At 64.9% G+C, this 25,477-nt stretch carries 26 protein-coding genes; 12 read left to right on the top strand and 14 right to left on the bottom strand.

The genetic code is table 11. The annotated features are described in order from the left end of the window. Positions 1–58 precede the first annotated feature (58 nt). A complete protein-coding gene (gene tal, locus K5880_RS15085) occupies positions 59–1,000 on the bottom strand; it encodes a transaldolase (RefSeq protein WP_297653891.1) in 942 nt (313 codons plus the stop codon). Positions 1,001–1,077: 77 nt separating this feature from the next. Here tal and K5880_RS15080 point away from each other — a divergent pair, with 77 nt between their 5' ends. Next, positions 1,078–1,926, top strand: a complete 849-nt coding sequence (locus K5880_RS15080; RefSeq protein WP_297653888.1) for an SIS domain-containing protein — start codon at positions 1,078–1,080, stop codon at positions 1,924–1,926. 1 nt (position 1,927) lies between these two features. Here the strand turns inward: K5880_RS15080 and K5880_RS15075 are convergent, their stop codons facing one another. The 8 genes from K5880_RS15075 to K5880_RS15040 form a co-directional block, all read right to left on the bottom strand. Next, a complete protein-coding gene (locus K5880_RS15075) occupies positions 1,928–2,950 on the bottom strand; it encodes an oligopeptide/dipeptide ABC transporter ATP-binding protein (protein ID WP_297654179.1) in 1,023 nt (340 codons plus the stop codon). Between the two features lie 71 nt (positions 2,951–3,021). After that, entirely contained in the window at positions 3,022–3,996 is a 975-nt protein-coding gene (locus K5880_RS15070; RefSeq protein WP_297653885.1) for an ABC transporter ATP-binding protein, read from the bottom strand. Positions 3,997–3,998: 2 nt separating this feature from the next. Then, positions 3,999–4,910, bottom strand: coding sequence for an ABC transporter permease (locus K5880_RS15065; protein ID WP_297653882.1), 912 nt, complete (start codon positions 4,908–4,910; stop codon positions 3,999–4,001). 87 nt (positions 4,911–4,997) lie between these two features. Then, complete coding sequence (locus tag K5880_RS15060; protein ID WP_297653879.1) at positions 4,998–6,575, bottom strand: ABC transporter substrate-binding protein; 1,578 nt, start codon at positions 6,573–6,575, stop codon at positions 4,998–5,000. Beyond that, positions 6,572–7,855: a M20 aminoacylase family protein gene (locus K5880_RS15055; RefSeq protein ID WP_297653876.1), complete on the bottom strand. Its 1,284-nt coding sequence runs from the start codon at positions 7,853–7,855 to the stop codon at positions 6,572–6,574. The genes K5880_RS15060 and K5880_RS15055 overlap by 4 nt, the downstream gene beginning before the upstream one ends. Then, the gene (locus K5880_RS15050) at positions 7,855–8,835 is read right to left on the bottom strand and encodes an ABC transporter permease (protein ID WP_297653874.1); all 981 of its coding nucleotides are present in this window, start codon (positions 8,833–8,835) and stop codon (positions 7,855–7,857) included. Before K5880_RS15050 ends, K5880_RS15055 begins: the two co-directional genes overlap by 1 nt. A gap of 64 nt (positions 8,836–8,899) precedes the next feature. Next, a complete protein-coding gene (locus K5880_RS15045; RefSeq protein ID WP_297653871.1) occupies positions 8,900–10,471 on the bottom strand; it encodes an ABC transporter substrate-binding protein in 1,572 nt (523 codons plus the stop codon). Positions 10,472–10,540: 69 nt separating this feature from the next. Beyond that, positions 10,541–10,813 (bottom strand): hypothetical protein, encoded by a 273-nt coding sequence (locus K5880_RS15040; protein WP_297653868.1) that lies wholly within the window; start codon positions 10,811–10,813, stop codon positions 10,541–10,543. A 643-nt stretch (positions 10,814–11,456) separates the two neighbouring features. Between K5880_RS15040 and K5880_RS15035 the strand changes: the two genes are divergently transcribed. Then, positions 11,457–11,771 (top strand): helix-hairpin-helix domain-containing protein, encoded by a 315-nt coding sequence (locus K5880_RS15035; protein ID WP_297653865.1) that lies wholly within the window; start codon positions 11,457–11,459, stop codon positions 11,769–11,771. A gap of 77 nt (positions 11,772–11,848) precedes the next feature. Here K5880_RS15035 and K5880_RS15030 read toward each other — a convergent pair whose 3' ends face one another. Further along, positions 11,849–12,829 (bottom strand): porin, encoded by a 981-nt coding sequence (locus K5880_RS15030; protein ID WP_297653862.1) that lies wholly within the window; start codon positions 12,827–12,829, stop codon positions 11,849–11,851. Here K5880_RS15030 and K5880_RS15025 point away from each other — a divergent pair. Continuing rightward, a complete protein-coding gene (locus K5880_RS15025; RefSeq protein WP_297653859.1) occupies positions 12,828–12,980 on the top strand; it encodes a hypothetical protein in 153 nt (50 codons plus the stop codon). The genes K5880_RS15030 and K5880_RS15025 overlap by 2 nt on opposite strands. 134 nt (positions 12,981–13,114) lie before the next feature. On the opposite strand, the gene K5880_RS15020 is transcribed toward K5880_RS15025, so the two are convergent. After that, a complete protein-coding gene (locus K5880_RS15020; protein WP_297653856.1) occupies positions 13,115–14,104 on the bottom strand; it encodes a porin in 990 nt (329 codons plus the stop codon). Between the two features lie 271 nt (positions 14,105–14,375). On the opposite strand from K5880_RS15020, the gene coq7 reads away from it, so the two are divergent. Then, positions 14,376–15,026 (top strand): 2-polyprenyl-3-methyl-6-methoxy-1,4-benzoquinone monooxygenase, encoded by a 651-nt coding sequence (coq7, locus tag K5880_RS15015; protein ID WP_297653853.1) that lies wholly within the window; start codon positions 14,376–14,378, stop codon positions 15,024–15,026. A gap of 20 nt (positions 15,027–15,046) precedes the next feature. Here the strand turns inward: coq7 and K5880_RS15010 are convergent, their stop codons facing one another. Then, positions 15,047–15,496 carry an OsmC family protein gene (locus tag K5880_RS15010; RefSeq protein ID WP_297653850.1) on the bottom strand — a complete coding sequence of 150 codons (450 nt, stop codon included), beginning with the start codon at positions 15,494–15,496 and terminating at the stop codon, positions 15,047–15,049. 289 nt (positions 15,497–15,785) lie between these two features. On the opposite strand from K5880_RS15010, the gene ilvA reads away from it, so the two are divergent. Both ilvA and K5880_RS15000 read left to right on the top strand, forming a co-directional pair. After that, positions 15,786–17,330, top strand: coding sequence for a threonine ammonia-lyase, biosynthetic (ilvA, locus tag K5880_RS15005; RefSeq protein ID WP_297654176.1), 1,545 nt, complete (start codon positions 15,786–15,788; stop codon positions 17,328–17,330). 16 nt (positions 17,331–17,346) lie between these two features. Further along, positions 17,347–18,444: a nicotinate-nucleotide--dimethylbenzimidazole phosphoribosyltransferase gene (locus tag K5880_RS15000; RefSeq protein ID WP_297653848.1), complete on the top strand. Its 1,098-nt coding sequence runs from the start codon at positions 17,347–17,349 to the stop codon at positions 18,442–18,444. Here K5880_RS15000 and K5880_RS14995 read toward each other — a convergent pair. Both K5880_RS14995 and K5880_RS14990 read right to left on the bottom strand, forming a co-directional pair. Next, positions 18,441–20,357: a DUF294 nucleotidyltransferase-like domain-containing protein gene (locus K5880_RS14995; RefSeq protein WP_297653845.1), complete on the bottom strand. Its 1,917-nt coding sequence runs from the start codon at positions 20,355–20,357 to the stop codon at positions 18,441–18,443. The genes K5880_RS15000 and K5880_RS14995 overlap by 4 nt on opposite strands. A 46-nt stretch (positions 20,358–20,403) precedes the next feature. After that, the gene (locus tag K5880_RS14990) at positions 20,404–20,910 is read right to left on the bottom strand and encodes a general secretion pathway protein C (protein ID WP_297653842.1); all 507 of its coding nucleotides are present in this window, start codon (positions 20,908–20,910) and stop codon (positions 20,404–20,406) included. Positions 20,911–21,025: 115 nt separating this feature from the next. Here K5880_RS14990 and gspG point away from each other — a divergent pair, with 115 nt between their 5' ends. The 6 genes from gspG (at position 21,026) to gspL (ending at position 25,472) form a co-directional block, all read left to right on the top strand. Then, complete coding sequence (gene gspG, locus K5880_RS14985) at positions 21,026–21,463, top strand: type II secretion system major pseudopilin GspG (protein WP_297653840.1); 438 nt, start codon at positions 21,026–21,028, stop codon at positions 21,461–21,463. A gap of 64 nt (positions 21,464–21,527) precedes the next feature. Further along, on the top strand, positions 21,528–21,980 hold the full coding sequence (locus K5880_RS14980; protein ID WP_297653837.1) for a prepilin-type N-terminal cleavage/methylation domain-containing protein: 453 nt from the start codon (positions 21,528–21,530) through the stop codon (positions 21,978–21,980). Beyond that, positions 21,977–22,348 (top strand): type II secretion system minor pseudopilin GspI, encoded by a 372-nt coding sequence (gene gspI / locus K5880_RS14975; RefSeq protein ID WP_297653834.1) that lies wholly within the window; start codon positions 21,977–21,979, stop codon positions 22,346–22,348. The genes K5880_RS14980 and gspI overlap by 4 nt, the downstream gene beginning before the upstream one ends. Before the next feature lie 2 nt (positions 22,349–22,350). Then, positions 22,351–23,079 carry a prepilin-type N-terminal cleavage/methylation domain-containing protein gene (locus K5880_RS14970; RefSeq protein WP_297653831.1) on the top strand — a complete coding sequence of 243 codons (729 nt, stop codon included), beginning with the start codon at positions 22,351–22,353 and terminating at the stop codon, positions 23,077–23,079. Next, positions 23,079–24,062 carry a type II secretion system minor pseudopilin GspK gene (gene gspK, locus K5880_RS14965; protein ID WP_297653828.1) on the top strand — a complete coding sequence of 328 codons (984 nt, stop codon included), beginning with the start codon at positions 23,079–23,081 and terminating at the stop codon, positions 24,060–24,062. Before K5880_RS14970 ends, gspK begins: the two co-directional genes overlap by 1 nt. Positions 24,063–24,164: 102 nt before the next feature. Further along, positions 24,165–25,472: a type II secretion system protein GspL gene (gene gspL / locus K5880_RS14960; protein ID WP_297653824.1), complete on the top strand. Its 1,308-nt coding sequence runs from the start codon at positions 24,165–24,167 to the stop codon at positions 25,470–25,472. Positions 25,473–25,477: the final 5 nt, after the last annotated feature.

Raw genomic sequence — 25,477 nt, 5'->3', positions numbered from 1 at the left:
TCCAAAACAAAAAAGCCCCGCGAGTGATCGCGGGGCTTTTTCGTATGGGAAGTCCGGTTTATTTCATCAAGCCCTCTAGCTTGATGGTGTCGGCCGCGAATGCCCGGATGCCTTCGGCCAGTTTCTCGGTCGCCATGGCGTCTTCGTTCAGCGCGTAGCGAAAGCTGGCCTCGTCGTGGGTGACAAAGGGGATGTCCATGGTCTTCGACGCGCTCGCGTCGAGCGCACGGCTCAGCGGTGCTTCGCTGGCGGCCAGTTGGGCCAGCAGATCGGGGCTGATGGTGAGCAGGTCGCAGCCGGCCAGTGCCGTGATCTGGCCCACGTTGCGGAAGCTCGCGCCCATCACTTCGGTGGCGATGCCGTGCCTCTTGTAGAACTCGTAGATGCTGCGCACCGAGCGCACGCCCGGGTCGTTGGGGCCAGCCATGGCGACCTCGTCCCAACTGCTGCCCGCACTCTTCTTGTACCAGTCGTAGATGCGGCCGACGAAAGGCGAGATCAGTTGCACCCTGGCCTGGCCACAGGCGACCGCCTGGGCGAAGGAGAACAACAGGGTCAGGTTGGTGTGGATGCCGTCGCGTTCAAGACGCGCGGCGGCCTGAATACCCTCCCACGTGGAGGCGATCTTGATCAGCACGCGGTCGACGTGCACACCCTCACCCTGATACAGGTCGATGATGCGGCGCGCGCGCGCCACGGTTGCCTCGGTGTCGAAGCTCAGGCGGGCGTCCACTTCGGTGGACACGCGGCCGGGAATGAGGCGCAGGATTTCGCAGCCAAAGCTCACCAGCAGGCGGTTCATCACCTCGTCCAGGCCGTGCGCGGCGTACTTCGCCACCGCATCCTGGAGCAGGGGGGCGTACTGCGGCATCTGCACGGCCTTGAGAATGAGCGACGGGTTCGTGGTGGCATCGCGCGGAGCATAGGCCGCGAGCTGTTTGAAATCACCGGTGTCCGCCACGACCGTTGTGAACTGTTTGAGGGCATCTAGCTGGTTCATGGGCGAATTATCGGACAAAACTCGTAATAAAATTTCACCCGTTCGTACCCTCCATGTAACCGACCCTCATCATCATCATGCTCGACAGGATCAAAGCCTCCCTGCCCTCCCTGGCTCCCGCCGAGCAACGCGTGGCCAAGCTCGTGCTGCTGGACCCCCGCACCTTCGCGAGCCTGCCCGTGACGGAGCTGGCCGAGCGCGCGCACGTGAGCAAACCCACCGTTGTGCGCTTCTGCCGCAGCATGGGCTACGACGGCCTGTCGGACTTCAAGCTCAAGCTCGCGGGCACGGTCAGCGAGGGTGTGCCCTTCATCCACCGCAGCGTGGACGTGGACGACAAGACAGGCGATGTGCTGGTCAAGGTGATCGACAACACGGTCGCGGCATTCCTGAAGTACCGCAACGACGCTTCGAGCCACGCGATCGAAAAGGCAGTGGACGCGCTGGTGGCAACCTACAGGAACCGTGGCCGCATCGAGTTCTACGGTGCGGGCAATTCGGGCATCGTGGCGCAGGACGCCCAGCACAAGTTTTTCCGCCTGGGCATCAACGCCATTGCCTACAGCGATGGTCACATGCAGGTGATGAGCGCCTCGCTGCTCGGGCCGGGCGACTGCCTGGTGATCATCTCCAACTCGGGCCGCACGCGCGACCTGATGGACGCAGCCGACATCGCGCGCAAGCACGGCGCGACAGTGATCGTCATCACCACCAGTGGGTCACCGCTCGCGCAAAGCGGACACATCCATCTTTCCGCAGATCACCCCGAAGGCTACGATCGCTACAGCCCCATGACCTCGCGACTGATGCACCTGATGGTCATCGACATCGTGGCCACCTGCCTGGCGCTGCGCATTGGTGGCACCAAGCTGCAGCCTTTGCTCAAGGAAATGAAGAACAACCTGAAAAGCAAGCGCTACGCCTGACTCAGATGCGCCCCTCTTCCACTGCATGGCACGCGATGCGGATGCCGCCCAGCGTGAGCAGGTTGGGCCGCTCGCTGCGGCAGCGGTCGTTGGCGTGTGGGCAGCGCGGGTTGAAGGCGCATCCACTGGGCGGGTTCAGCGGGTTGGGCACCTCGCCGGAGACCGGCGTGCGTGCCTTGCCGGTGTCATGCATCTTGGGGATCGCGTCCAGCAGCATGCGAGTGTAGGGGTGGCGCGGGCTGTCGAACAGCGTGTGCTTGGGGGCGAGCTCGACCAGTCGGCCCAGGTACATCACGCCCACCTGATCGCTCACGTGGCGCACCACGGCCAGGTTGTGGCTGATGAACAGGTAGGTCAGACCGCGCTCACGCTGCAAGTCCTTCATGATGTTGAGCACCTGCGCCTGCACACTCACGTCCAGCGCCGAGGTGGGCTCGTCGCAGACCAGGAACTCCGGCTGCGTAGCCAGGGCGCGAGCGATCGAGATGCGCTGCCGCTGCCCACCGCTGAACTGGTGCGGGTACTTCACCCGATCCAGGGATGAGAGGCCGACCGACTTCAACAATTCGTCCACCCGGGCGCGCAAGGCCACGGGCTCGGTTTCGATCTCGTGCTCGCGCAGCGGTTCGGCAATGATGTCTTCCACGCGCCAGCGCGGGTTGAGGCTGGCGTACGGGTCCTGAAAAATCATCTGGATGCGCCGGCGCAGCTTGCGGCCTTCGGGTGTCTTGAACGCGGCGTGCGCGTCCTGGCCATCGAACTCAAACCCCCCGCGCGTGGGCTCGTACAGCCCAACCAGCAAGCGGGCGACCGTGCTCTTGCCGCAACCGGATTCGCCCACCAGCGCCAGCGTCTGGCCGCGCGGGATGTCGAAGGACACGCCGTCGACCGCGCGCAGCAGCTGTCGGGGCTGACGCTCGATCACGCGGTTGAGCCAGGGCGCGGAAACATCGAAGGTCTTGGCCAGATCGGTCGCGCGCACCAGGGGCGCTCCCGTGGCGGCCTGAGTGGTCGCGGCGGACACAGCGGCATGGGACTGCGCCGTGAGCGACCGCGTCTCCTCGGCCTGCACCGTCGACTCGAACATGCCGGTGCTCATGCCGCAACCTCCGCACCGGCGTGCAGCCAGCAGGCAGCGCGCGTGGCACCGGCTGCCAGCAGGTCTGGGCGTTCCACATGGCATCGATCGAACACCCTCTCGCAGCGCGGGTTGTAGGCGCAGCCCGTCGGGATGGCGTTCAGGCGCGGCATGGCGCCATCGATCTGGTGCAAGCGTTCACGGTCCATGCTCATGTCAGGGATGCAGGCCATCAGCCCGGTTGTATAGGGATGCGCCGGGTGGTTGATGACCTGGTGCACGGGTCCTATCTCGGCAATGCGTCCGGCGTACATCACGGCCACGCGGTCACAGGTTTCGGCGATCACGCCCATGTCGTGCGTGATCAGCATCACCGCCGCGCCGCGCTGTTTGCAGATGGTCTTGAGCAGCGTGATGATCTGTGCCTGGATGGACACATCCAGCGCCGTCGTGGGTTCGTCCGCCACGATGAGCTGGGGCTCTGCCGCCAGGGCCAGCGCGATCACGACGCGCTGGCGCATGCCGCCCGAGAACTGGTGCGGGAAGTGGTCGATGCGCTGCTCGGCGGCGGGAATGCCGGTGTCCTTGAGCAGTTCGATAGCGCGCCGGCGCGCCTCGGCTGTGCTCACCGGCAGATGGGTGGTGATGGTTTCCACCAGCTGCCGCCCCACCGAATACAGGGGGTTGAGCGAGGTCAGCGGGTCCTGGAAGATCGCGCCGATCTTGCGACCACGCACCTTGCGCATGGCCTCATAAGGCAGGTTGTCGATGCGCTGACCCTGCAGCACGATCTCGCCCGAGGCCACGCGCCCTGGCGGTTCGAGCAATCCGATGATGGACGCACCGGTAAGCGACTTGCCCGCGCCGGATTCACCCACCACACCCAGTATCTCGCCCGGGGCGATATCGAAGGAGATGTCGTCCAGCGCGCGCAGCGTGCCGCGGCGATTCGGAAACTCGACGACCAGGTTCTTGACTTGTAGCAGGCTCATGTTCAGCGCAGTCGGGGGTTCAGTGCATCGCGCAGCCAGTCGCCCAGCAGGTTCACGCTGAGTGCAATCAGCACCAGCATGGCGCCCGGGAAGATGGTGATCCACCATTCGCCGGAAAACAGGTAGTCGTTGCCGACACGGATCAGGGTGCCCAGCGACGGCGAGGTGGGTGGTGCGCCCACGCCCAGGAAGGACAGCGTGGCTTCGGTGATGATGGCCGTGGCCACCTGGATGGTGGCCAGCACCAGCACCGGGCCCATGACGTTGGGCAGCACATGGCTGCGCATGATGCGCAACGGCGCCACACCGGTCACCCGCGCGGCCTGCACGTACTCCTTGTTGCGCTCCACCAGCGTCGAGCCACGCACCGTGCGCGCGTACTGCACCCAACCGGTGAGCGTAATGGAGATGATGAGCACGCCAAAGGCCAGCGTTTCGTGGGCGTTAGGAAACAGGGCGCGGCCCACGCCGGCAATCAGCAGCGCGATGAGGATGGGCGGGAACGACAGCATCACGTCGCACAGGCGCATGAGGAAGGCGTCGATCCAGCCCCCGAGAAAGCCCGCCAGCAGACCGAAGGTCACACCGATCACCACCGACAGCAACACCGAGGCCAGCCCCACGGCCAGTGAGATACGCGCGCCATACATCAGCGCCGAGAGGATATCGCGGCCCTGGTCATCGGTGCCGAGCAGGAAGTTGCGCGAACCCTCGGGGCTCCAGGCGGGCGGCAGGCGCGCGTTGGAGAGCTCGAGCGTGGCCAGGTCGAATGGGTTGTGCGGTGCCACCCAAGGGGCGAACACCGCGCAGAACACACACACCAAGGCGATCACCGCCGCGATGACCGCGGTGGGTGAGGTGCGGAAGCTGTGGCCGACATCGCTGTCGAGCCCTCTTTTGATGAGGCTGATCACGTAGGGAACCTGTTTGAGATCATCGGCACCGCAGGTCAGGAGGGGTGCTCCTATGTGACCTGCAGTGTCTGGCAGCGCGAACGCGGCTTACTTCACGGACATGTAACGGAACGGCATGAAGTTGTCGGCCAGTTGGACCAGTTCGACATTGCTCGCCACGCCCCAAGCCAGTGCCTGCTGGTGGAGCGGCAGGTGGCCGATGTCGTCTGCGTGCAGCTTGAAGGCTTCCTTGATGAGGCCATCGCGCTTGGCCTTGTCGGTTTCCGACTGGATCTGCACCGTCAGTTCATCCACCTTCGGATTGCAGTAGGCGCCCAGGTTGAACTGGCCGCTGCCCTTCTCGTCCACGCAGCGCATCAACGCGTTCAGGGCGTTGTGCGAATCGTAGGTGCCCGGAGTCCAGCCCAGCAGGTAGAAGCTGGTGTCGCGCTTGAGAATCTTGGGGAAATAGGTGCCCTTGGTCTCGGCTTGCAAATTGACCTTCACGCCAACGCGGGCCAGGTTGGCCGCCACCGCCTGGCAGATCGCGCCGTCGTTCACGTAGCGGTCATTCGGGCAGTTCATTCCCACCTCGAAGCCGTTCGGGTAGCCTGCTTCGGCCAGCAATTTTTTCGAGGCTTCAGGATCGTAGGGCAGACGGGTGTTCATTGAGGCGTCAAAGCCGTTGATGCCTGGGCCCACCATCAGCGCCGTGGGCTTGGAGGCGCCACGCATCACCGTGCGCTGGATGCCATTGATGTCTATCGCCTGGTAGAACGCCTGGCGCACACGCTTGTCCTTGAACGGGTTCTTTCCCTTGACGCTGGAGTACAGCAGTTCGTCACGCTTCTGGTCCATGCCCAGGAAGATGGTGCGCAACTCCGGGCCCTGCATCACCTTGGTCTTGCCACCAGCATTGATGCGCGCCACATCCTGCAGCGGCACGGGCTCGATCACGTCCACCTGACCCGAGAGCAAAGCCGCCACGCGCGTGGAATCGTTGCCGATCGGCGTGTACTCCACGTTCACCACATTGCCTTCGATCTTGCCCCAGTAGTTGCCATTGCGCACGAAACTGGTCTTGACGTTCGGCTGGCGCTCACGCAGGCGGAAGGGGCCCGTGCCATTGGCGCGGAAAGATGCCGCATTTTCGATGCCCTTGCGGCGATCCACAGGCCGGGTGGACTGGTTCTCTTCAGACCACTTCTTGCTGACGATGTAGAGCAGCGAGAGCACGTCGGGCAGGATGGGGAACGGGCCCTTGGTCTCGACGTCCACCGTGAAGTCGTTGACTTTGCGCACTTCCTTGACGTCGTTGGTGTAGCTCTTCATGTCAGAGCCTTCACCCGAGGCGCGAGCGAAGGTGAAGAGCACGTCGTCGGCGGTGAATGGCGTGCCGTCATGAAATTTCACCCCCTTGCGCAGCTCGAAACGCCACACGCTGGGTGATGTCTGTTTCCAGCTGGTGGCCAGCGCTGGCGCAAGGTTGAGGTTCCGGTCACGCCCCACCAGGGGTTCGTACACGTTGCCGGTGACGCTGAGCTGCAGCGACTCATTGAGCGAGTGCGGGTCCATCGACAGCGCGTCACCCTGATTGCCGATGCGAATCGTCTGTGCCGACGCGGCCCCCATCGAGATCATCGCGGCCGCCAACAGGCAGGCCGTGGTTGTGGTCTTGAACTTCATGCATCGCTCCTTGCAGGGGTTGGGGTTGCGGAAAAAGATCTGGCCGACGCCGTGTGCGCCGGATCGGCCAGAGGCATGCCGTGCTCCACCAGGCCGGCGTGGAGCGCCGCGCCCAGCGGCAGCACGTCATCGTTGAAGTCATAGCGGCTGTTGTGCAGGAAGCAGCTGCCCACGCCGTTTTCTGCGCCCTGGCCCAAGCGAAGGTAGGCGCCGGGTTTGACCTGCAACATGAAAGAAAAGTCTTCCGCCCCCATGCTGGGGTCCATGTCGCGGTCCACATGTTCGTGGCCAACCAGCTTCTGCGCCACATCGGCCGCAAAGCGGGCTTCATCGCGGCTGTTGATGGTGGCCGGGTAGATGCGCTCGTAATTGACGTGTGCGGCCGCGCCCAGGCCCAGTGCCACGCCCGAGCACACCTCCTGGAGGCGCTTCTCGACCATGTTCTGCACTTCAGGGTTGAAGGTGCGCACGGTCCCCACCAGCGTGGCCTTGCCCGGCGTCACGCTGAAGGCCCCCATGTCGCCCGCCTGCATGGCGCACAGGCTGATGACCGCGCTGTCGATGGCGCGCACATTGCGTGAAACGATACTTTGCACCGCAGTGATGATGTGGGCCGAGACGAGCACGGGGTCCACGGTTTGGTACGGATGGGCGCCATGCCCTCCCTTGCCGGTCACCTCGATCGTGATGCGGTCAGCCGAGGCCATCATGGGCCCGGGATTCACGCCCACCGTGCCGGGCCGCATCTGCGGCCAGTTGTGCATGCCGTAGACCGATTGCACAGGAAACCGGTCGAACAGGCCATCCTGGATCATGGCCTTGGCACCGGCAAAACCTTCCTCACCAGGCTGGAAGATCAGCACCGCGGTGCCGTCGAACTGGCGCGTCTCGGCAAGATAGCGCGCCGCGCCCACCAGCATCGCCGTGTGCCCGTCGTGGCCGCAGCCGTGCATCATGCCGGTACGGGTGGACTTCCAGGCAAAGTCGTTGTCTTCGGTCATGGGCAGCGCGTCCATGTCGGCGCGCAGGCCCATCATGCGGCCGCTGCCGCGCTGGCGCCCATGGATCACCGCCACCACGCCGGTCTTGCCGATGCCGGTGTGGATGTGATCGACGCCGCACACCCTGAGAGCCTCCACCACGCGCTTGGCGGTGTAGTGTTCCTCGAAGCCCAACTCCGGGTGAGCGTGCAGATCGTGGCGCAGGGCCGTGAGATCGGGATGAAACGCCGCGATGTGCGCGAACGCGCGTCCATGAGCCTTGATACGGGCGATCGACATCAGTGGCCGCCCGCCTTCTCCACGCGCAAGCGTGGATCCACCGCGAAATACAGCAGATCGACGACCAGATTGATGACGACAAAGATCAGCGCGATCAGGCACAGATAGGCCGCCATCACCGGAATGTCCGCGAACGTCACCGCCTGGATGAACAGCAACCCCATACCCGGCCACTGGAACACTGTCTCGGTGATGATGGCGAAAGCGATCAGGCCGCCCAGCTGCAGGCCGGTGATGGTCATGACGGGCACCAGCGTGTTCTTCAACGCATGGCCGAAGTGCACCGCCCGGTTGGTGAGGCCCCGTGCACGCGCGAACTTGATGTAGTCGGTGCGCAGCACCTCGAGCATCTCGGCGCGCACCAGGCGCATGATCAACGTGAGCTGGAAGATGGCCAGCGTGATCGCCGGCAACGTGATGTGGTGCCAGCCCTTGGCACTCAGCAGTCCCGTACTCCACCAGCCCAGCTGCATCACATCACCCCGGCCGAAGCTCGGGAACCAGCCCAGGTTCACGGCGAACACCAGGATCAGCAGGATGCCGATCAGGAAGGTGGGCAGGGACACTCCCAGCAGAGAGACGGTCATGAACATCTGACTCATGAAACTGCCGCGCTTGAGCGCCGCATACACGCCCATGGGAATCCCGGCTGCCAGCGCGAGAAACGCCGCCACCAGCGACAGCTCCAGCGTCGCCGGAAGACGTTCGGCGATGAGGCGCGACACCTTGGCACCCTGGCGCAGCGACAGGCCGAATTCGCCTTGGACCGCATTGGCGAGGAAATGCCAGAACTGCACGAAGAAGGGCTGGTCCAGGCCGAGATCGGCGCGCAGTTCACGCACCTGTTCGGGGGTGGCGTCCTGCCCCAGGAGGAAGACCACCGGATCACCCACGTACTGGAACAGCATGAAGGCGATCAGCGCCACGCTGACCATGACGATCACGGCCTGAGCCAATCGCCGGAGAATGAATGCGAACATGGTGTTGAAAACAAAGAGAGGGTCGCCCCATTCGGTGCGCGACCCTCAGCTGATATGCCGGGAATCAGTTTACCTTGATCAGGCGCCAGTCCAGGCGGTTGTCAGCACGGTGCACCACATCGATGTTTTTCTTCATGGCCCAGGGAATGATCTGGTTATGCAGCGGAATGTGGGCGACCTCCTCGTTCTGCAACGCCAGCGCCTCCGTCAACAGACGCGGGCGAACGTAGGGATCGGTTTCGGTCTTCGCACGGTCGATGATCGCGTCCATCTTCGGGTTGCTGTAGCGACCCACGTTGTAATTGCCGTCGCCACCAGCGCCCACAGTGCGCACCAGCGACTGCAGGCTGTAGAGCGCGTCGAAGGTCGGCACGCCCCAGCCCAGCATGTAGATGCTGGCCTCATAGCGCTGGATCATGGGGAAATAGGTGGCCAGCGGCAAGGTGCGCAACCTGGCCTTCACACCAATGCGCGCCCACATTGCCGTCACGGCCTGGCAGATTGCCTCGTCGTTGATGTAGCGATTGTTAGGGCAGGCAAAGTCGACCTCGAAGCCATCCTTGTAGCCCGCGTCGGCCAGCAGCTTCTGCGCCGCGGCCACGTCGAAAGCATGGCGCTGATGTACCGCTTCGGTCCAGCCTGCCACCTGCGGCGCCACCAGCGCGCCTGTTGACTGGCCTAAGCCGCGCAATGTGACGCGCGTGATGGCACCGGTGTCGATGGCCTGGTACAGCGCTTTGCGCACGCGCTGGTCCTTCAACGGATTCTTGCCTTTGATGTTGCTGCCAGGCAGTTCGTCGCGGAACTGGTCCATGCCGAAGAAGATGGTGCGGTTTTCCACACCGTCGATGACCTTGAGGCTCCCATCCTGCCGGATGCGCGGCAAATCCTGCGGGCTCGGGTCGAGAACGAAGTCCACTTCACCGGAGAGCAGCGCCGCCATGCGGGTGGCCACCGCCTTTACAGGTGTGTAGACGATCTCTGTCACGTTGCCTTCGGCGCTGCCCCACCAGTTGGGGTTCTTCACCAGCACGATCTTCTGATCCGGCTGCCACTCCTTGAGCATGAAAGGGCCGGTACCGTTGGCATTGCGGTGAGCGAAGTTCTCATCCTGGGTCTTGATGTCCTTGGGCGCTGTGGAGTTGTTCTTCTCCGCCCAAGCCTTGCTCATCATGCGCAGCTCTGTCAACTGGTTGACCAGCACCGGGTTGGGGCCGCCGGTGATGATGTCGATCGTGTTCGCATTGACTTTCACCACTTTGGTGATGCCCTGCGTGTAGACCGTGAAGTTCGAGGTCTTGGCCATGGCGCGCTCCAGCGAGAACACCGCGTCGTCGGCCGTGAATGGCGCACCATCGTGGAACTTCACCCCAGTGCGCAAGGTGATGCGCAACTGCGTGGGCGACACCTGCGTCCAGCCAGTGGCCAGCATGGGTTCAGGCTTGAAGGTGCGGCTGTTGTAGTACACCAGCGACTCGTACACCGAGGCGTGCACGCCGTTGGCCAGAGCGTTGTTCTGCGAATGGATGTCCCAGGTGGGAATGTCGCTGGCGCTGGTCCATTTGAAGGTTTTTGCATGCACGCTACCTGCGGCAAGGGCCGTGGCTGCGCACAAGAATGCAAGTCGGAGCATCATTTGTTGACACCTAAAATAAAATGAACATCGCGCTACTATGCAACAAACGTTCCCGCCCAATGCACGGGACTAACCCGAACCGAGAAAGACCAAATGATCGGAATCGTCACATCGGTGTCTGCCGCAGTGCTCCATCAGAATCTTTGATGAGGCGCAATCGGCGCTGATGACCGGCTCGTGAGGACGCGAAGCGTCAGCCAAGACCCGTTCCAGGGTCAAAACACCATACCGGGCCGCGAGCTGGCTGCGCGTGTTGTCGGTCGCCAGCATCCAGGCCTGCGCGCGAAGGGCTCGGCTCCTCGCCAAAGACACGTTGTAGATCCCCGCGTACGTCGCGAACATGGTCGCAGCATTGGCCCTGGTCCGCGGTGCCTCTGTCGGGCACCCGTTTGCAAATCCGGTCTGTGGAGGGGCTCCCTGCTACGGTGCCCGGTTCGTGATGGCAACTCCTCGCCAGTCAACAAGCGACTGAACTCGGACGGGCAATGGAACTTCGGCCCTCTCGGGCGCGATCGCCGTCAAAAACCAGGATCAACCTGATGGGCGAATCCGCCCGTTCTCCCATCGACAGATCGGCGTCCCGGAGCGGGGGCAGACCCGTCAGACGAACGTCAGTTGTCCCTCCGAGCCCAGGCCCGGATCGATCGGCTGACGCAGGACGCTCAGCGGGCGGTGCGATTTCGTTCTGTGCGCCAGCCGAATCCAGAACAGCGGCCCCCTGGCACAACCAGCCAGAGCTTCAAGAACCCTGGCCGCACCTGCGGGAGGTCTCTGCGGCACCTGCCGGTGCGCCAAACGTGCTTCTGTTGTATCGCACCCATTTTTTGCTAGTTATTACCTATTTTTTACATGAAAGCTCAGAAAAATCATTCTTTAGAATTAAATTCTGGATTGAAGCCAAGGCTGGCTTCGGTCACCACTTGGGCACCCTCTGCAGGGGTTCAAGCCGGTGGTCTTTCATCATCTTTGCACACGGAGGACACACATGTTCACAAGAATCTTGGCCAGTTTGCTCGCGTTCGTCGCCACCATCAGCTTCGCGGCGGTCGACGTCAACGTTGCCACGGTGGCGGACCTGGACAGCATCAAGGGGATCGGCCCCAGCACATCCGGGAGAATCCTGGAGGAACGCAAAGCATCGCCCTTCAAAGGCTGGAGTGACCTGATGAAAAGGGTGCCAGGGATTGGCGAAAAGCGTGCGGCAAAGCTGTCGGCCGAGGGTCTGACCGTCAATGGCGAGGCGTTCAAGCCCGCAGCGTCCGACGCCACCGACAAGAAGGCGGCTTCGCCTGCGAAGTAGGCCTGCGGCTTCACCAAAGAAAAAGCCACCCGGCGCGCCGGGTGGCTTTTTTTCGAACGCGCTCCGCAGAGCGGCGATCAGAAGGTGTGGCGAAGGCCCACTGCGTAGAGATTCTCTTCGTCGGTCTTGACGCCGCCGTTCTTGGTCTCGCCTTTGGTAATGCCGGCGTACACGGTGGTGCGCTTGGACAGGCCGTAGGTCGCCGCCAGGCCGTAGGCGCTGCGCTTGTCGCTGCCACCGGCAGCGTTGTCCTTGCCGCGTGCATAGCCAGCACCCAGGGTGAGCGCCTCGCTCAGGGGAACGTCCACGCCCAGGCTGTAGTCCTTGGACTTCGCATCGCTCAGGTTGTCTTTGGCAGTGCCATAGTTGCCTTTGAGAACCACCACGCCAAGGTCGTATGCGGCGCTGATGCGGGTGAACGACAAGCTGTTAGGCGTGCCGGTCGCCTTTTCTTGCTGATACGCAACAACGGCAGTCAGCGGGCCGCCCGTGTACGACAGGCCCAGGGCGCCGGTCTTCACTTCGTTGGCCGCGCCGTTCTTTTCGTCGATGGCGTAAGAAGCGGTACCGGTGAAGCCCCCAAATTCGGGCGACACGTACTTGATGCCATTGTTCGGGTTGCCGGTGTAATCCACACTGCCGAACGCGTAGTACTCAGGCGTGAATGCGGAATCAAAACTAGTGAATGCCAGCGCTTCCACGTCATAGAAGGACGTCCAGACACGGCCGAAGTGCACTGCACCGAAGCCGCCTTCGAGACCAACGTATGACTGGCGGTCAAACGCCAGACGGCCGGCGGTGCCGTTGTCGGGCGTGAGGTTGCCTTCGATGGTGAACACCGCAGACAGACCGCCACCCAGGTCTTCCGAACCCTTGAAGCCCAGGCGGCTGGGGGACAGGCCGCCATTGTCCAGGCTGGTGACCGACTGGGCACCCAAACCCGACTTGGTGGAGCCCACCCACAGGTCAACGATGCCGTAGATCGACACCGACGACTGAGCGGCAGCGGTACCGGCGAAGGCGCTCATAACAGCCCATGCAACCAGAGTCTTTTTCATGCAATTTCCTTTGAAGTGGTGGAGAGAACAAAGATGTCGAAAAGATGAAGCAACAGGAATCATAGGGACGGAGCCCATTGAAAATACGGGTAATCCCTTGTATTTTTTTGACCCCGGTCAAATCGTTGTACTGGAGCAACAAGCGATTTGATATGACGGAATAGCAATATTCGTACCATGCATTCACCTCGATGCCGACACTTCTCAGTCAAAAAAAAAACCCACCGCTTTCGCGGTGGGTTTTTTTGTCTTCAGGCAACGAACCGGCTTGCGCCGGCGCAGTGCTTAGAAGGTGTGACGCACGCCGATTTCATAACCGGTCCGCTCGGCGACGGGGAAGCCCGCGTCGGTGCTGATGCGCGCGATGTTCGCGTTGAACGAGGTGCGCTTGCTCAGAGGGTAGGTGTAGCCGAGGGCGACTTGCTTGCCGTCCACATCGGTCGCGCCTTGCTCAAGCGAGTTGCGAACGTAAGAGAAACGCACCAAGCCAGGGCCCACAGGCGCCGTCAGGCCCAGCAACACGTTGTTCACTTTGCGGTCGCCACCAGCCAGCTCAAGCTTCGAGGTGGTGTACTGGAACATCGGCTTGATGAAGCCGAAGTCATACGCCACGCCGACGTTGGTGCGCCTGGGGTTGTGGTTGCCCAGGGAAGCGCCAATGCCCGTCTCCTGAGCCGTCGCCACGTCCACGCTCAACGGACCAGCGTTGTAGCCCACACGAATGCCGTGGTAGTCGTTGTTGTTGGACGCGCTCTCACGCAGGCCATACATGTAGGCCACATCGAAGCTGCCGAACTTGGCCAGGTAACCCAGGCTGTTGTTCGCACGCACAGCGGAGGAGGAAACCGCACCGAAAGTGGTGCCAAACATGTTGATCGAGCTGCCCAGGCCGTTGGTGCCGAACGGGTCGTACTTGGTGTGGATCGTGAAGGTTGGCACATAGTCACGACCCATACGCAACTCACCGAAACCGCCCATCAGGCTCAGGGTGCTGCGGCGCTGGAAGTTCAGGCCACCGGGGGTACCGGTGTCGGGGTCCAGGTCACCTTCGAAATGGAAGCCGGCCTTCAGACCGCCGCCCAGGTCTTCAACGCCGCGGAAACCCAAGGCGCTCGAAGAAATCAGGTTCTTCTGCATCGTGGTGATGGAATCGCCGACTTCGGGATTGACGTGGCGAATGCCCATGTCAACGTTGCCGAACAGGGTCACGGAAGACTGGGCGAACGCGGCGCCGGAGGCGGCCACGGCTGCCAGTGCAATCAGGGTCTTTTTCATTGAGGGTTTCTCCAAGGTTGAATAAAGAGGCCGGGGGTCTAGAGCCCTCGAGCCCACCTCCGTCTAGGAAGCTGAAGTGATTGAACCAGAAGGGCCCTCACGAGGCAAAAGTTTCGACACATTTGCGCCCTCTTTTGTGGCACGCGCACAACGCCTCCCTGTTTTGGTGCGCGGCGCGCCAGACGAGGCCGAACTGGATCAGCTGGGGCAGGTTCATGGCGCGACACGCCTGCGATACAGTGAACCCGCTGCCCGTCAAAACCTTTATGCCATGGATGCCCTGTTGAACGCCGCCGATGCGGCCCTGAGAACCCTGTTCGTGAGCCCTCGTGCCTCGCGCGAATGCCCGACGCTGCCCGAGAAAGCCACCGATGCCGAACTGGCGCCTGCAGAGCGGGATCTTTCGGGTGCGCTGATGCGGGTCAACCATGTGGGCGAGGTGTGCGCGCAGGCGCTCTATACCTCGCAGGCGCTGGCGGCACGGTGGTCGCGCAGGGCCGGGCAGGCGCCCAATGAAGCACTGGCCATGCAACTCGAAGCGGCCGGTCGGGAGGAAACCGACCACCTGGCGTGGACCCAGGCGCGAATGGAAGAACTGGGTGCTCGGCCGTCCCTGCTCAACCCGCTCTGGTACGCCGGCGCCTTCGGCCTTGGCCTGCTGGCCGGACGCCTGGGTCCGGGCGTGAGTCTGGGCTTTGTGGTGGAAACCGAACGACAGGTGGAGGCGCATCTGGCCGGCCACATGGACCGCTTGCCCGCCGCGGACCATGCCTCACGGGCGATCGTGGCTCAGATGAAGGACGACGAAGCGCGCCATGCGCGCGAAGCCCAGCAAGCCGGCGCGGTGGAACTGCCCGGGGTGGCAAAAGCGCTGATGCGCGCCGCCGCCAAGGTGATGACAACTGTGGCGCACCGCATCTGAGCGGCACGCAGGCAAAAAACTCAAACCTCCAGCAACTCGAAGCTGGTGGTGATCTCGGCTGTCTTGCCGAGCATGATGCTCGCCGAGCAGTACTTGTTGTGGCTCATGGCGATGGCACGCTCCACTGCCACGGAGGGGATGCCTTTTCCACTGACGCTGAAGTGCATGTGGATCTTGGTGAACACCTTCGGGTCGGTCTCGGCGCGTTCGGTGGTGAGCTTGACCGAGCAGCCACGCACATCGTGCCGGCCACGCTTGAGGATGAGCACCACGTCATAGGCGGTGCAGCCGCCTGTGCCCGCCAGCACGGTTTCCATGGGACGGGGCGCCAGATTGGCGCCACCGTTCTCGGGCTTTGCAGCGTCGGGGGCGCCGTCCATGGCGATGACGTGGCCCGTGCCAGTCTCCGCCAGGAAGCCCATGTGGGATCGGGTGCCGGTGGAGCCGGTCCAGGTGACGGTGCATTCCATGGTGTGTCCTGTCGTGAAATAACCAACGCTATTGGGGAAGGCGCTCTAAAAATCATAGAAATCTCGAACGCGATGTTGCAACGCAGCATCGCAGCGCTATACTCGCGTCATTGTATTTACGGTTGTCTCCTCTACCCTCCACGGGTGGATTCAAGCCCGGTCTGGTTCTGCCAGTCCGGGCTTTTTTTCGCCCCCGATATGATGTGCAGCGAGGAACCCCATGCCGCCACTGTCCGCCCGCCCCCCACAAAAAGAACAACCCGCAGCCGGCGTCTCTCCGCTCACGTCCATGGGGCCGGCCGACTACCTCAGAAAGATCCTGACCGCGCGCGTCTATGACGTGGCGGTGGAATCGGCCCTGGAGACCGCCACTGACCTCAGTCGCCGGTTGCGCAACACCGTGCTGCTCAAGCGGGAAGACCAGCAGCCCGTGTTCAGCTTCAAGCTGCGCGGCGCCTACAACAAGATGGCACACCTCTCGCCCGAGCAACTGAAAAAGGGCGTGATCTGCGCCTCTGCCGGCAACCACGCACAGGGCGTGGCCCTGGGCGCGCGCAAGCTGGGCACCCGCGCGGTGATCGTGATGCCGACCACCACCCCGCAGGTGAAGATCGACGCCGTGCGCGGCTTCGGCGGCGAGGTGGTGCTGCACGGCGACAGCTATTCGGACGCCTATCTGCACTCCCTGACCTTGCAAAAAAAGCAGGGCCTGACCTTCGTCCACCCGTTCGACGACCCGGACGTGATCGCCGGCCAGGGCACGATTGCGATGGAAATCCTGCGCCAGTTGCAAAGTCTGGGATCGCACCACCTCGACGCGGTGTTCGTCGCCATCGGCGGCGGCGGCCTCATCTCGGGTGTAGCCAACTACATCAAGGCAGTGCGGCCCGAGATCAAGGTCATTGGCGTGCAGATGACCGATTCGGACGCCATGCTGCGCTCGGTCCAGGGCGGGCAGCGCGTCTCCCTGCCCGATGTCGGCCTGTTCGCAGACGGTACGGCGGTCAAGCTGGTGGGCGAGGAAACCTTCCGCATCGCGAGCAATCTGGTCGACGAATTCATCACCGTCGACACGGACGCGGTGTGTGCCGCCATCAAGGACGTGTTCGTGGACACGCGCAGCATCGTCGAACCGTCCGGCGCGCTGGCGGTTGCTGCCATCAAGCAGTATGTGGCGACCCACAAGACACGCGGCGAGACCTACGCCGCCATCCTGTGCGGCGCGAACATGAACTTCGACCGGCTGCGCTTCGTGGCCGAGCGCGCCGAAGTGGGGGAGGAACGCGAGGCGCTGTTCGCGGTCACCATGCCCGAAGAGCGCGGCAGCTTCCGGCGCTTCTGCGAGCTCATCGGCGAACTGCCGGGCGGGCCGCGCAACGTCACCGAGTTCAACTACCGCATCCACGACGGCAGCCGGGCCCATGTGTTCGTAGGCATGACCACCCATGGTAAGGGAGAGTCCGGCAAGATCGCGGCCAACCTGATCCGGCACGGCTTCGAGACCCTGGACCTGACCCACGACGAACTGGCCAAGGAGCACATCCGGCACATGGTGGGTGGGCATTCGCCGCTCGCGCAGGAAGAACGCCTGCTGCGTTTCGTGTTCCCGGAGCGGCCGGGCGCACTGCTGAAGTTCCTGAGCCTGCTGCGCCCCGGCTGGAACATCAGCCTGTTTCACTACCGCAACCAGGGCGCCGACTACGGTCGCATTCTGGTCGGCCTGCAGGTGCCGGCGAAAGACCACAAGGCTTTCGACAAATTCCTGGACACGCTGGGCTATCCCTACGTGGAAGAGACGGGCAACCCGGTATACCGGCTGTTCCTGAAAAGCTGAACCTGCCCCCAGTGCCATGGCTCGCGACCCCGTATTCGAACCGATCACCCGCCGCACGTCGGAACTGCCCGCCGGGCTGAAGCTGCCCCGCATTGCCTCGACCGGCGACACGATGCTCGAGCACGCGCTGATGCGGCGGCTGGCCCCGGAGGGATTTCCGGAGCACGTGCTGGGCCGCATGCAAGCCCTGGTGCTGCAGCTCGCGCGCATCCAGCACATTGGCCCGCAGGCGTTCGACCTGCTGGCCTTCGACTCGCCACAGCTGGTGGTGTTTGCGGCCGACCACGGCATCGCCGACGAAGGCATGTCAGATCTCGCCCAGTCCATGACCTGCGAACACGTGCTGCAGCTGCTGCTGGGCACTGCCCCGGTCAATGCACTGGCACAGTTGCATGGCTTCGACCTGACGGTGGTGGACGCGGGGGTCGCTTCCCACATCTCCCTGCCCGACGACGCGCGGCGCAAGGCCCCGCTGCTGCCGCGCAAGATCGGCTATGGCACGCGCAACCTGATGCTTGGGCCCGCCATGTCGCAGGCTCAGGCGATCTCGGCATTGCACGCCGGCATGGACGTGGTGCGCCACCTGCCGGGCAACGTGATCGCGCTCGGCGATGTGGGCGTGGCCAACACCGTGAGCGCGTCGCTACTGCTGTCCCGCCTGTGTGGCGTGCCGCTGGTCGATGCCTGCGGACGCGACGACTTCCAGGGTGCTGGCCTCGACGATGCCGTGCTCCAGCAGCGCATTGAAAAACTCTCGGCCGCTGCCGCCCGACACCGCAAGGCGCTGGCGCCGCTGGATGCGCTGGCGGCGCTCGGGGGATTCGAGATCGCGATGATGGCCGGCGCCATGTTGCAGGCAGCGAGCGAACGCCGTGTGGTGCTGGTCGATGGCTATGTGGCCAGCGCTGCGGCCCTGGTGGCACGCGGCCTGAATCCGGCGGCGGCGGACTATTTCGTGTTCGGCCATCGGTCGGCGGAGACGGGCCACCGCCTGATGCTGATCCATCTGCAGGCGCAACCGCTGCTCGACATGGGCATGCGCATGGGCCAGGGCACGGGCGCCCTGATGGCCTGGCCACTGCTGCTGGCGGCGCAGGCCCTGCTGCAACGCTAGCGTTCGTAATCGAGTTTCACGCGCTGCTGCAGCGATCGCAGCACGCGCAGGGTCTCGCGCAGGATGCGGCGATCGATGTCGTTGAGCTGGTCGACCGCGATGCGATTGGGGTTGTCACCCACCGTGGTGCCATCGAGCTGAGCCCTCAATCTCAACATCTGCAGGAACTCGAATCCACCGACCCAGGCCTGGTATTCGCGCTCGGGAACGCCCATCAGCGGCCCGACCGCCTCAAGGCGTTCGCGCGTACCGGTGGCCGTCACGCCGTGGGCCAGCGCATACAGCCGCGCCACGTCCACGAAGATCGCCGTGCCCTGCAGCTTCAGATCCAGCGTGTCCCGCCCATCGATGGTGGTGGTGTCGATGCGGCCCAGCCAGTTCAGCGGCGCGCTCTGACCCAGGCCATTGAGCGCGAGTTGTCGCAGGAAACGCGCGTTGCGCGCGGCGCGCGGCGTGACGACATTGCGCAACCGCGTGGCCATCGCTGTCTGGCCCGCGAGCGCGCGGAAATCGAAATAGATGCTGGCATTGAGCAGATCCTTGGGTGACCCCTGGTCGATCCAGTGCGCGAAACGCTGGTCCCATTCCTGCGCCGTGAGGCACAGGGCTGGATTGCTGGCCATGATGCCGCCCTTGCACAGCGGATAGCCGCAGGCATCGAGCGCTTCGTTGACCTCGCGTGCAAAAGCCAGCAGGCGTTCTCTGTCAGGCGCGGGTCCTTCGGACGACTCGGCCACGATGAGCGCATTGTCCTGATCGGTTGAGATGGTCTGCTCGCTGCGGCCTTCCGAGCCGAGCGCAAGCCAGCAGAACTCCAGCGGACCAATGCCGCGCCGGGTGGCCGTGAGCTCGATCAGGCGCGCGGTCAGTACATCGTTGAGGTGGCTGATCAGCGAGGTGAGCTGTTTCGCCTGCACCCCCTGTGCGAGCAGACTGCGCGCAAAGCGGCGAATGTCCTGGGCAACGCCCTGCAGGCTGCGCAGATCGTCCGCGTGGCGGATGCTGCTGCTCACCTGCTTGATGCTCAGGCGCTGCAGCGCGAAAAGATCGCGCTCGGAGACCACCCCCATGGCCCGCCCGTCACGCGTGACGGGCACATGGCGAATGCCATGGGTCGTCATCAGCAGTGCCGCATCCTGCGCGGTGTGCACGTGCGTGAGCGTGCGCACGGGTTGCACCATGACCTGCCCGATCGGCACCGTCAGTGGCAGGTCCGCCAGCGTGATGCGACCCAGCACGTCGGAACGGGTCAGGATGCCCACCGGCATCTCGGCCGCATCCACCACCAGCATGGAGCCGACACGCTGCTCATGCATCTGCACCAGCGCCTGGCGCAGCGGTGTCGCGGGTACGCAGCTGACCGGCGTCTTGTGGCACAGCTGCTCCAGCGGTGTCTCCAGCGACTGTTCGCCCAGGGCTTGCGAGGCATAGGCCACCTGCAGCGCGGCGCGGGACAGGTCGAGGAAACGCAGGATGCGACGGTTCAGGAAGTCGCCAAACACCGCGCTGCGCTCGGCCAGCGCGCGCATGTCCTCGGCGGTGATCACCAGCGCGAACGTGTCCTCGGCGGCGCTGTAGCGGGTTGTCGGCGCGCGCTCGGCCAGCACCGCGCTCACCGGGAGAAGGTCACCGGCCTCGTACTGGAAGGCGCCACCGGCGACATCGGAAAGCCCCCTCTGGCCCACCACCGCGCCACGACGGATGAAAAACAGGTGCCTGACCGGGCCGTCCTCGGGCGCGACCACCGACTCGCCGGACCGGAAGTAGGCGTGCCGCGATGCCTCGACAAAGGCGCGCACGTCGGCTGGTTGCATTTCGCTGAACGGGGAATGGCGTTGCAGTTCGTCGCACAGCTGGGCAACGAGGTTGTCCGGCGGACGGGGCCACTCGGCGAGGTGAGGGCTGTGGGTCATGCCATGGGTCATGAACAGGCAGCGGCGCCCTGCGCGCGGTTGCCGGTCAGGACGGTGCAGCCGCCTCGGGCAGGGTCAGCTCCACGGTGGCAGGCGCCTCCAGCGTGGGCCCCAGCCGCGCGGTGCCGCGCGTGACGGCCTGCAGCACGAGACCGCCATCCAGCGGCGCCCCGACGCGGTAGGGCCTGGGTGGCTGTCCATCGACGGCAATCAGCGCGGCTCCATCGCGCGTGCCCACCGCCACCACCCCCAGCAGGTTGTAGCGTGGGGGGGCAGCGCTGGCGGCCACCGCCGCGGTCGCGACCGCAGGAAGCGCCCCCAGTGTGCGTGCCACCGCCACGGTGTCGGCGCTCACCTGCTCGGTTGCCAGGACCGAGACCGGCGTCACCGGAGCCCTGCCCCAGGCCAGCAGCACCCAATAACCCGCGCTCAGGCCAGCGGCCAGCCACAACAGCCCCGCAGCCACGGTTGGCCCACGGCGGCCTGCTGTCTGCAGCGCCGCGGGACTTTCCATGAGGAAACCGGAGTGTCCGAACGCGGGAACCTTCTTCATGCGCGCATTATGATCGACAGCAGTGCTTTGCGACCCCGTTGTCAAGGCCTTCCACGTGCCCCTGTTTGCGGGAGATCGAATGCCTCACCTGACCCCCCTCCCTCCCTTTCGGGTCATGCGTTGCACGCCGCGCGCATGGCGCGCCGTGCAACGCGGCTTCACTCTGATCGAGCTCATGGTGGTATTGGTCATCATCGGCGTGCTCGCTGCGCTGATCGTGCCCAACGTGCTCGATCGCGCCGACGACGCTCGCGTGACCGCCGCGAAAACCGACGTGAACAACCTCATGCAGGCCCTCAAGCTGTACCGTCTGGACAACCAGCGCTACCCGACGGGCGAACAGGGTCTGAACGCCCTGGTGGTCAAGCCCTCCACGGGCCCGGTGCCGCCCAACTGGCGGCCCTATCTGGACAAGCTGCCGGGTGACCCATGGGGCCGGCCCTACCAATACATCAACCCGGGCCTCAAGGGTGAGGTCGACGTGCTCTCGCTGGGCGCGGACGGCCAGGCCGGTGGAGAGGGCCGCGACGCCGACATCGGCAGCTGGCAGTGAGCCTGACAATGGTTGAGCCCCCACGCCCCACTGCCGTCTATATTCATTTGCGCTGAGGCCAACCATGCCCGGCAAGGCCCACGGCTTCACCCTGCTCGAACTCATGGTCGTGCTGGTGATCGTGGCATTTGCCACCGCAGGCGTGAGTCTGGCGTTGCGCGACACCAGTGCCACCCGGCTCGAACGCGAAGGCCTGCGGCTGTCCGCCTTGCTGGAGTCGGCGCGCGCGCAGTCGCGCACCAGTGGCCTGCCGGTGGTCTGGACCGGCCTGCCACAAGGCTTCGAGTTCATCGGCCTGCCCACGCAGGCGGGCCCCGGTTCGCTGTCCGGCCCGCGTCCCTGGCTGAGCCCGGACACCCAGGCCCAGGTGATTCAACCTCCCGGGGCGCAGTCCCTTGTGCTCGGGCCCGAACCGCTGATCCCGGCGCAGCGCCTGGTGCTGGTGCAGGGCGAGCGACGCATCACGCTAGGCACCGACGGCCTGTCGCCCTTCACCGTGCTGGGCCCGGCACCATGAGAAGAAGCGCACGCGGATTCACGCTGATCGAGGTGCTCGTGGCCCTGGCCGTGGTCGCGATCACGCTGTCCGCCGGCCTGCAGGCCACGGGCGCGCTCACACGCGCGGCGGGCAGGCAGAGCGACCAGTGGCTGGCGCAGCTCTGCGCGGAAAACGAGTTGACCCGGCTGCGCCTGCAGCGCCAGTTGCCCGGCACCGGCGAGAGCGACGCCGGCTGCGTGCAGGCCGGGCGCGAAATGCGCGTGCACCTGTCGGTACTGCCGACGCCCAACCCGAACTTCCGGCGCGTGGACACGGTGGTCGAAGCCGCGGTGGATGGCGTGAACGTGCGCCTGCTGACGCTCTCCACCGTGATGGGACGGTACTGAACATGAATGCGCGTGGCTTCACCCTCGTCGAGCTGCTGGTGGCCATCGTCGTCATGTCCATGCTCGCGCTGCTGAGCTGGCGCTCGCTCGACGGCATGACCCGCGCGCAGACCCTCACCCAGCAACGCGCCGACGACCTGTTGCGCATGCAGGCCGCCATGGGCCAGTGGGCGGCCGACCTGGACGCCCTGATCGACACCGGCGAGGTCAATGCGATCGACTTCAACGGCCAGGTGCTGCGCATGACGCGGCGCGACAGCAGCGAGTCGGGCCTGGACAGCCGCGGCATCCGCGTCGTCGCCTGGACACGCCTGACCGGCGTGGCGCTCGCGGGCCTGCCCATCATTTCATCGAGCAGCCGCGCCAGCGGGCAGTGGGTGCGCTGGCAATCGGGCCCGCTGCTGCGGCGCGACGAACTCGCACGCGCCTGGCATCGGGCCGCCGAATGGGGCCGCGGCGCCCTGCCGTCGCAAACCGGCAACGCCAGCACCGACAGCGCCATCGCGCTGCTGGGCATCGACCAGTGGCAGCTCTTCTACCACCGCGGAGAAGGCTGGTCGAACCCGCAATCGTCGGTGGGCAACGAAGAGCCCGTCGGGGGCGTAGAAACCGCACGCAGCAGCGCGCTGCCCAAAGGCGTGCGCCTGGAACTCGTGCTCGGCACCGGCGAAGGGCTCAGCGGCAGCCTGGTGCGCGACTGGGTGCGTCCCACACTTGAGGCTGGGCGTTGATGAAGGCGCCTGCTCTTCGCCACCCCCAGCGCGGCGCCGCGCTGCTGCTGGCGATGCTCGTCGTCACCCTGGTGGCTACCCTGGCCTCGGCCGCGCTGTGGCAGCAGTGGCGCGCCTCCGAGGTGGAACAGGCCGAGCGCCAGCGCGTGCAGGCCGGCTGGATCCTCACCGGCGCGCTCGACTGGGCGCGCCTGATCCTGCGCGAGGACGCGCGAGACAACCAGAGCAGCGGCAACGCCGACCACCTGGGTGAGCCCTGGGCCACGCCGCTGGAAGAGGCGCGACTCTCCAGCTTCCTGGCCGCAGACAAGAACAACAACACCGACGGCATGCTCGAGGCCTTCCTCTCCGGCGAGGTGGTCGACCTGCAATCGCGCATGAATTTCCTCAACGTGGTGCGCGTCGTGGGCACCGGCGCACAAACCACCGTCGAGCTGTCCGAGGCCGACATGGGCAGCTTCGCCAAGCTCTATGAACTGCTGGGCCTTCCCACATCGGAACTCAACACCGCCGCCAACGAGCTGCGCGCCTCGATGCGCCTGGCACTGAGCGACCCACTGCCCTCGCGCACGTCCCTGCTGCCGAAGAAATTTGCCCAGCTCGCCTGGCTCGGCATCGGCCACCGCAGTCTGGCGGCGCTGGAGCCCCATGTGACCGTGCTGCCCAACCGCTCCACGCTCAACCTCAACACCGCCAGCGCCCAGGCCATCTGTGCCAGCGTGCCGGGCATGGACCTGGCCCAGGCGCGCCAGGTCACGGCGGCCCGCGAGCGTGAACCCTTCAAGAGCCTGGCCGCCGTGAGCATCACGGTGCCCGCCATTGCCGGCCAACTGTCTGATCTGTACCACGGAGTGCGCAGCAACCATTTCGAAGTGCGCGGGCGCCTGCGACTGGACAACACCATCATCGAAGAGCGTTCCCTCGTGGTGCGCAACAACCTGGACGTGCGTGTGACCTGGCGCGAGCGCTTTGCCAGGCGCTGATTTCGCGCGGGCCCCGGGTGCACTCAATGCCCTGCGGGACACACAGGGTCTCTAGAATGGTGCACTCGCCCTCTGGTAACACCTTCGCATGACTGCATCACCGTGCTGATCGTCACCCCCTCGGACTTCTCCGCCGCTCCCGCCGCAGGGCCGACGGCCCTGTTCGACTGGGCCAGGTCCAGCAATGGCCAGCAGATCAACGACCATGGTCAGAGCGCCGCGGCGCTGCTGCCACGCGACGACGACGTGGTACTGGTGCTGCCTCCGCGCGCCGTGTCATGGCACCGGGTCGCGCTGCCCAAGGTAACTCCCGCGCGCCTGCGCGCGGCACTGGACGGCCTGCTGGAAGACCGACTGCTGGCCGATACCGCCGAACTGCACTTCGCCCTGGAGCCTGGCGGCCGCTCGGGCCAGACGGTCTGGGTGGCTGCCTGCGCCAGGACCTGGCTGCGCGGCTGGCTGCAGACCCTGGAGTCGGCCAACCGCCCGGTAGGCCGCATCGCACCCGCGCTTTGGCCACTGGTTCCCGCCGAGGCCCCCGGTGCATCGCCAGGGGCCTCGCGCAGCTTCACGCTGGATATCCCCTCCAACATTCACTGGGCCTACAACGAAAATGGCCAGGTCTGGCTCGGCAGCGCCGGATTGCTGGGCGTGAGCTGCGCACCGGTGCGCGAGACGCCCATGGGCAGCGGCACCGCCGCCGACATGGTGGTCACTGCCCTCATGCCGCCGGCCAGCGATGCGCCGGGCGAACCGGGCGAGTTCGACGTCTGGCTGGCCGACCCGACCGTGGCCGGCCAGGCCGAGCAGGTGCTGCAGCAGCGTTTCGAACTCGTGGCCCAGCCCGCCTGGCTGCTGCGCTGTGCCCAGTCCGACTGGAACCTGGCCCAGTTCGATCTGAGCCTGTCCGCCGGCGCACGGCGCAGCCAGCGACTCAAGCGCAGCTTCCGGCAATGGCGCAACGCCCCGGCGTGGCGGCCCGCGCGCTGGGGATTTGCCGCCCTGCTGGGCGTGCAACTGGTGGGCCTGAACGCCGCCGCCTGGCATGAACGCAGCGCACTCGGTACCAAACAGCAGGCCGTGGTGCAGACGCTGCAAAAGACCTTTCCGCAGGTGACCGTGGTACTCGACGCGCCGGTACAGATGCAGCGCGAGGTCGCGCGCCTGCAGCAGGCCAGCGGTGCGCTCTCGGCCGGCGACCTTGAAACCCTGCTCGCGGCCATCGACCAGGCCGCCGCGGGCGAGGCCCTGATCCCCTCGGTCATTGCCTACAGCACCGGCGAGGGCCGCTTCTCTGGCTGGCGCGCCAGCGAAGACCAGTTGCGCGCGCTGCAGCAGTCGCTGGAACGCGGCGGCTGGCAGGCGCGTTTCAACGGCAACGAGCTGACCCTGCGCCCACCGCAACCCTGAACAAC

This window comes from Hydrogenophaga sp., from assembly GCF_025699295.1.
Classification (GTDB): domain Bacteria; phylum Pseudomonadota; class Gammaproteobacteria; order Burkholderiales; family Burkholderiaceae_C; genus Hydrogenophaga.
Note: the sequence above shows the minus strand (reverse complement) of the source record. Positions and strands in the feature narration are given on the sequence as shown.

Excerpts from the sequence above, each read along its gene's own strand:
- tal (WP_297653891.1), bottom strand. The coding sequence starts at position 1,000 with ATGAACCAGCTAGATGCCCTCAAACAGTTCACAACGGTCGTGGCGGAC.
- K5880_RS15080 (WP_297653888.1), top strand. The coding sequence starts at position 1,078 with ATGCTCGACAGGATCAAAGCCTCCCTGCCCTCCCTGGCTCCCGCCGAG.
- K5880_RS15070 (WP_297653885.1), bottom strand. The coding sequence starts at position 3,996 with ATGAGCCTGCTACAAGTCAAGAACCTGGTCGTCGAGTTTCCGAATCGC.
- K5880_RS15060 (WP_297653879.1), bottom strand. The coding sequence starts at position 6,575 with ATGAAGTTCAAGACCACAACCACGGCCTGCCTGTTGGCGGCCGCGATG.
- K5880_RS15055 (WP_297653876.1), bottom strand. The coding sequence starts at position 7,855 with ATGTCGATCGCCCGTATCAAGGCTCATGGACGCGCGTTCGCGCACATC.
- K5880_RS15050 (WP_297653874.1), bottom strand. The coding sequence starts at position 8,835 with ATGTTCGCATTCATTCTCCGGCGATTGGCTCAGGCCGTGATCGTCATG.
- K5880_RS15045 (WP_297653871.1), bottom strand. The coding sequence starts at position 10,471 with ATGATGCTCCGACTTGCATTCTTGTGCGCAGCCACGGCCCTTGCCGCA.
- K5880_RS15040 (WP_297653868.1), bottom strand. The coding sequence starts at position 10,813 with ATGTTCGCGACGTACGCGGGGATCTACAACGTGTCTTTGGCGAGGAGC.
- K5880_RS15035 (WP_297653865.1), top strand. The coding sequence starts at position 11,457 with ATGTTCACAAGAATCTTGGCCAGTTTGCTCGCGTTCGTCGCCACCATC.
- K5880_RS15025 (WP_297653859.1), top strand. The coding sequence starts at position 12,828 with ATGCAATTTCCTTTGAAGTGGTGGAGAGAACAAAGATGTCGAAAAGAT.
- K5880_RS15030 (WP_297653862.1), bottom strand. The coding sequence starts at position 12,829 with ATGAAAAAGACTCTGGTTGCATGGGCTGTTATGAGCGCCTTCGCCGGT.
- K5880_RS15020 (WP_297653856.1), bottom strand. The coding sequence starts at position 14,104 with ATGAAAAAGACCCTGATTGCACTGGCAGCCGTGGCCGCCTCCGGCGCC.
- coq7 (WP_297653853.1), top strand. The coding sequence starts at position 14,376 with ATGGATGCCCTGTTGAACGCCGCCGATGCGGCCCTGAGAACCCTGTTC.
- K5880_RS15010 (WP_297653850.1), bottom strand. The coding sequence starts at position 15,496 with ATGGAATGCACCGTCACCTGGACCGGCTCCACCGGCACCCGATCCCAC.
- ilvA (WP_297654176.1), top strand. The coding sequence starts at position 15,786 with ATGGGGCCGGCCGACTACCTCAGAAAGATCCTGACCGCGCGCGTCTAT.
- K5880_RS15000 (WP_297653848.1), top strand. The coding sequence starts at position 17,347 with ATGGCTCGCGACCCCGTATTCGAACCGATCACCCGCCGCACGTCGGAA.
- K5880_RS14995 (WP_297653845.1), bottom strand. The coding sequence starts at position 20,357 with ATGACCCACAGCCCTCACCTCGCCGAGTGGCCCCGTCCGCCGGACAAC.
- K5880_RS14990 (WP_297653842.1), bottom strand. The coding sequence starts at position 20,910 with ATGAAGAAGGTTCCCGCGTTCGGACACTCCGGTTTCCTCATGGAAAGT.
- gspG (WP_297653840.1), top strand. The coding sequence starts at position 21,026 with ATGCGTTGCACGCCGCGCGCATGGCGCGCCGTGCAACGCGGCTTCACT.
- K5880_RS14980 (WP_297653837.1), top strand. The coding sequence starts at position 21,528 with ATGCCCGGCAAGGCCCACGGCTTCACCCTGCTCGAACTCATGGTCGTG.
- gspI (WP_297653834.1), top strand. The coding sequence starts at position 21,977 with ATGAGAAGAAGCGCACGCGGATTCACGCTGATCGAGGTGCTCGTGGCC.
- K5880_RS14970 (WP_297653831.1), top strand. The coding sequence starts at position 22,351 with ATGAATGCGCGTGGCTTCACCCTCGTCGAGCTGCTGGTGGCCATCGTC.
- gspK (WP_297653828.1), top strand. The coding sequence starts at position 23,079 with ATGAAGGCGCCTGCTCTTCGCCACCCCCAGCGCGGCGCCGCGCTGCTG.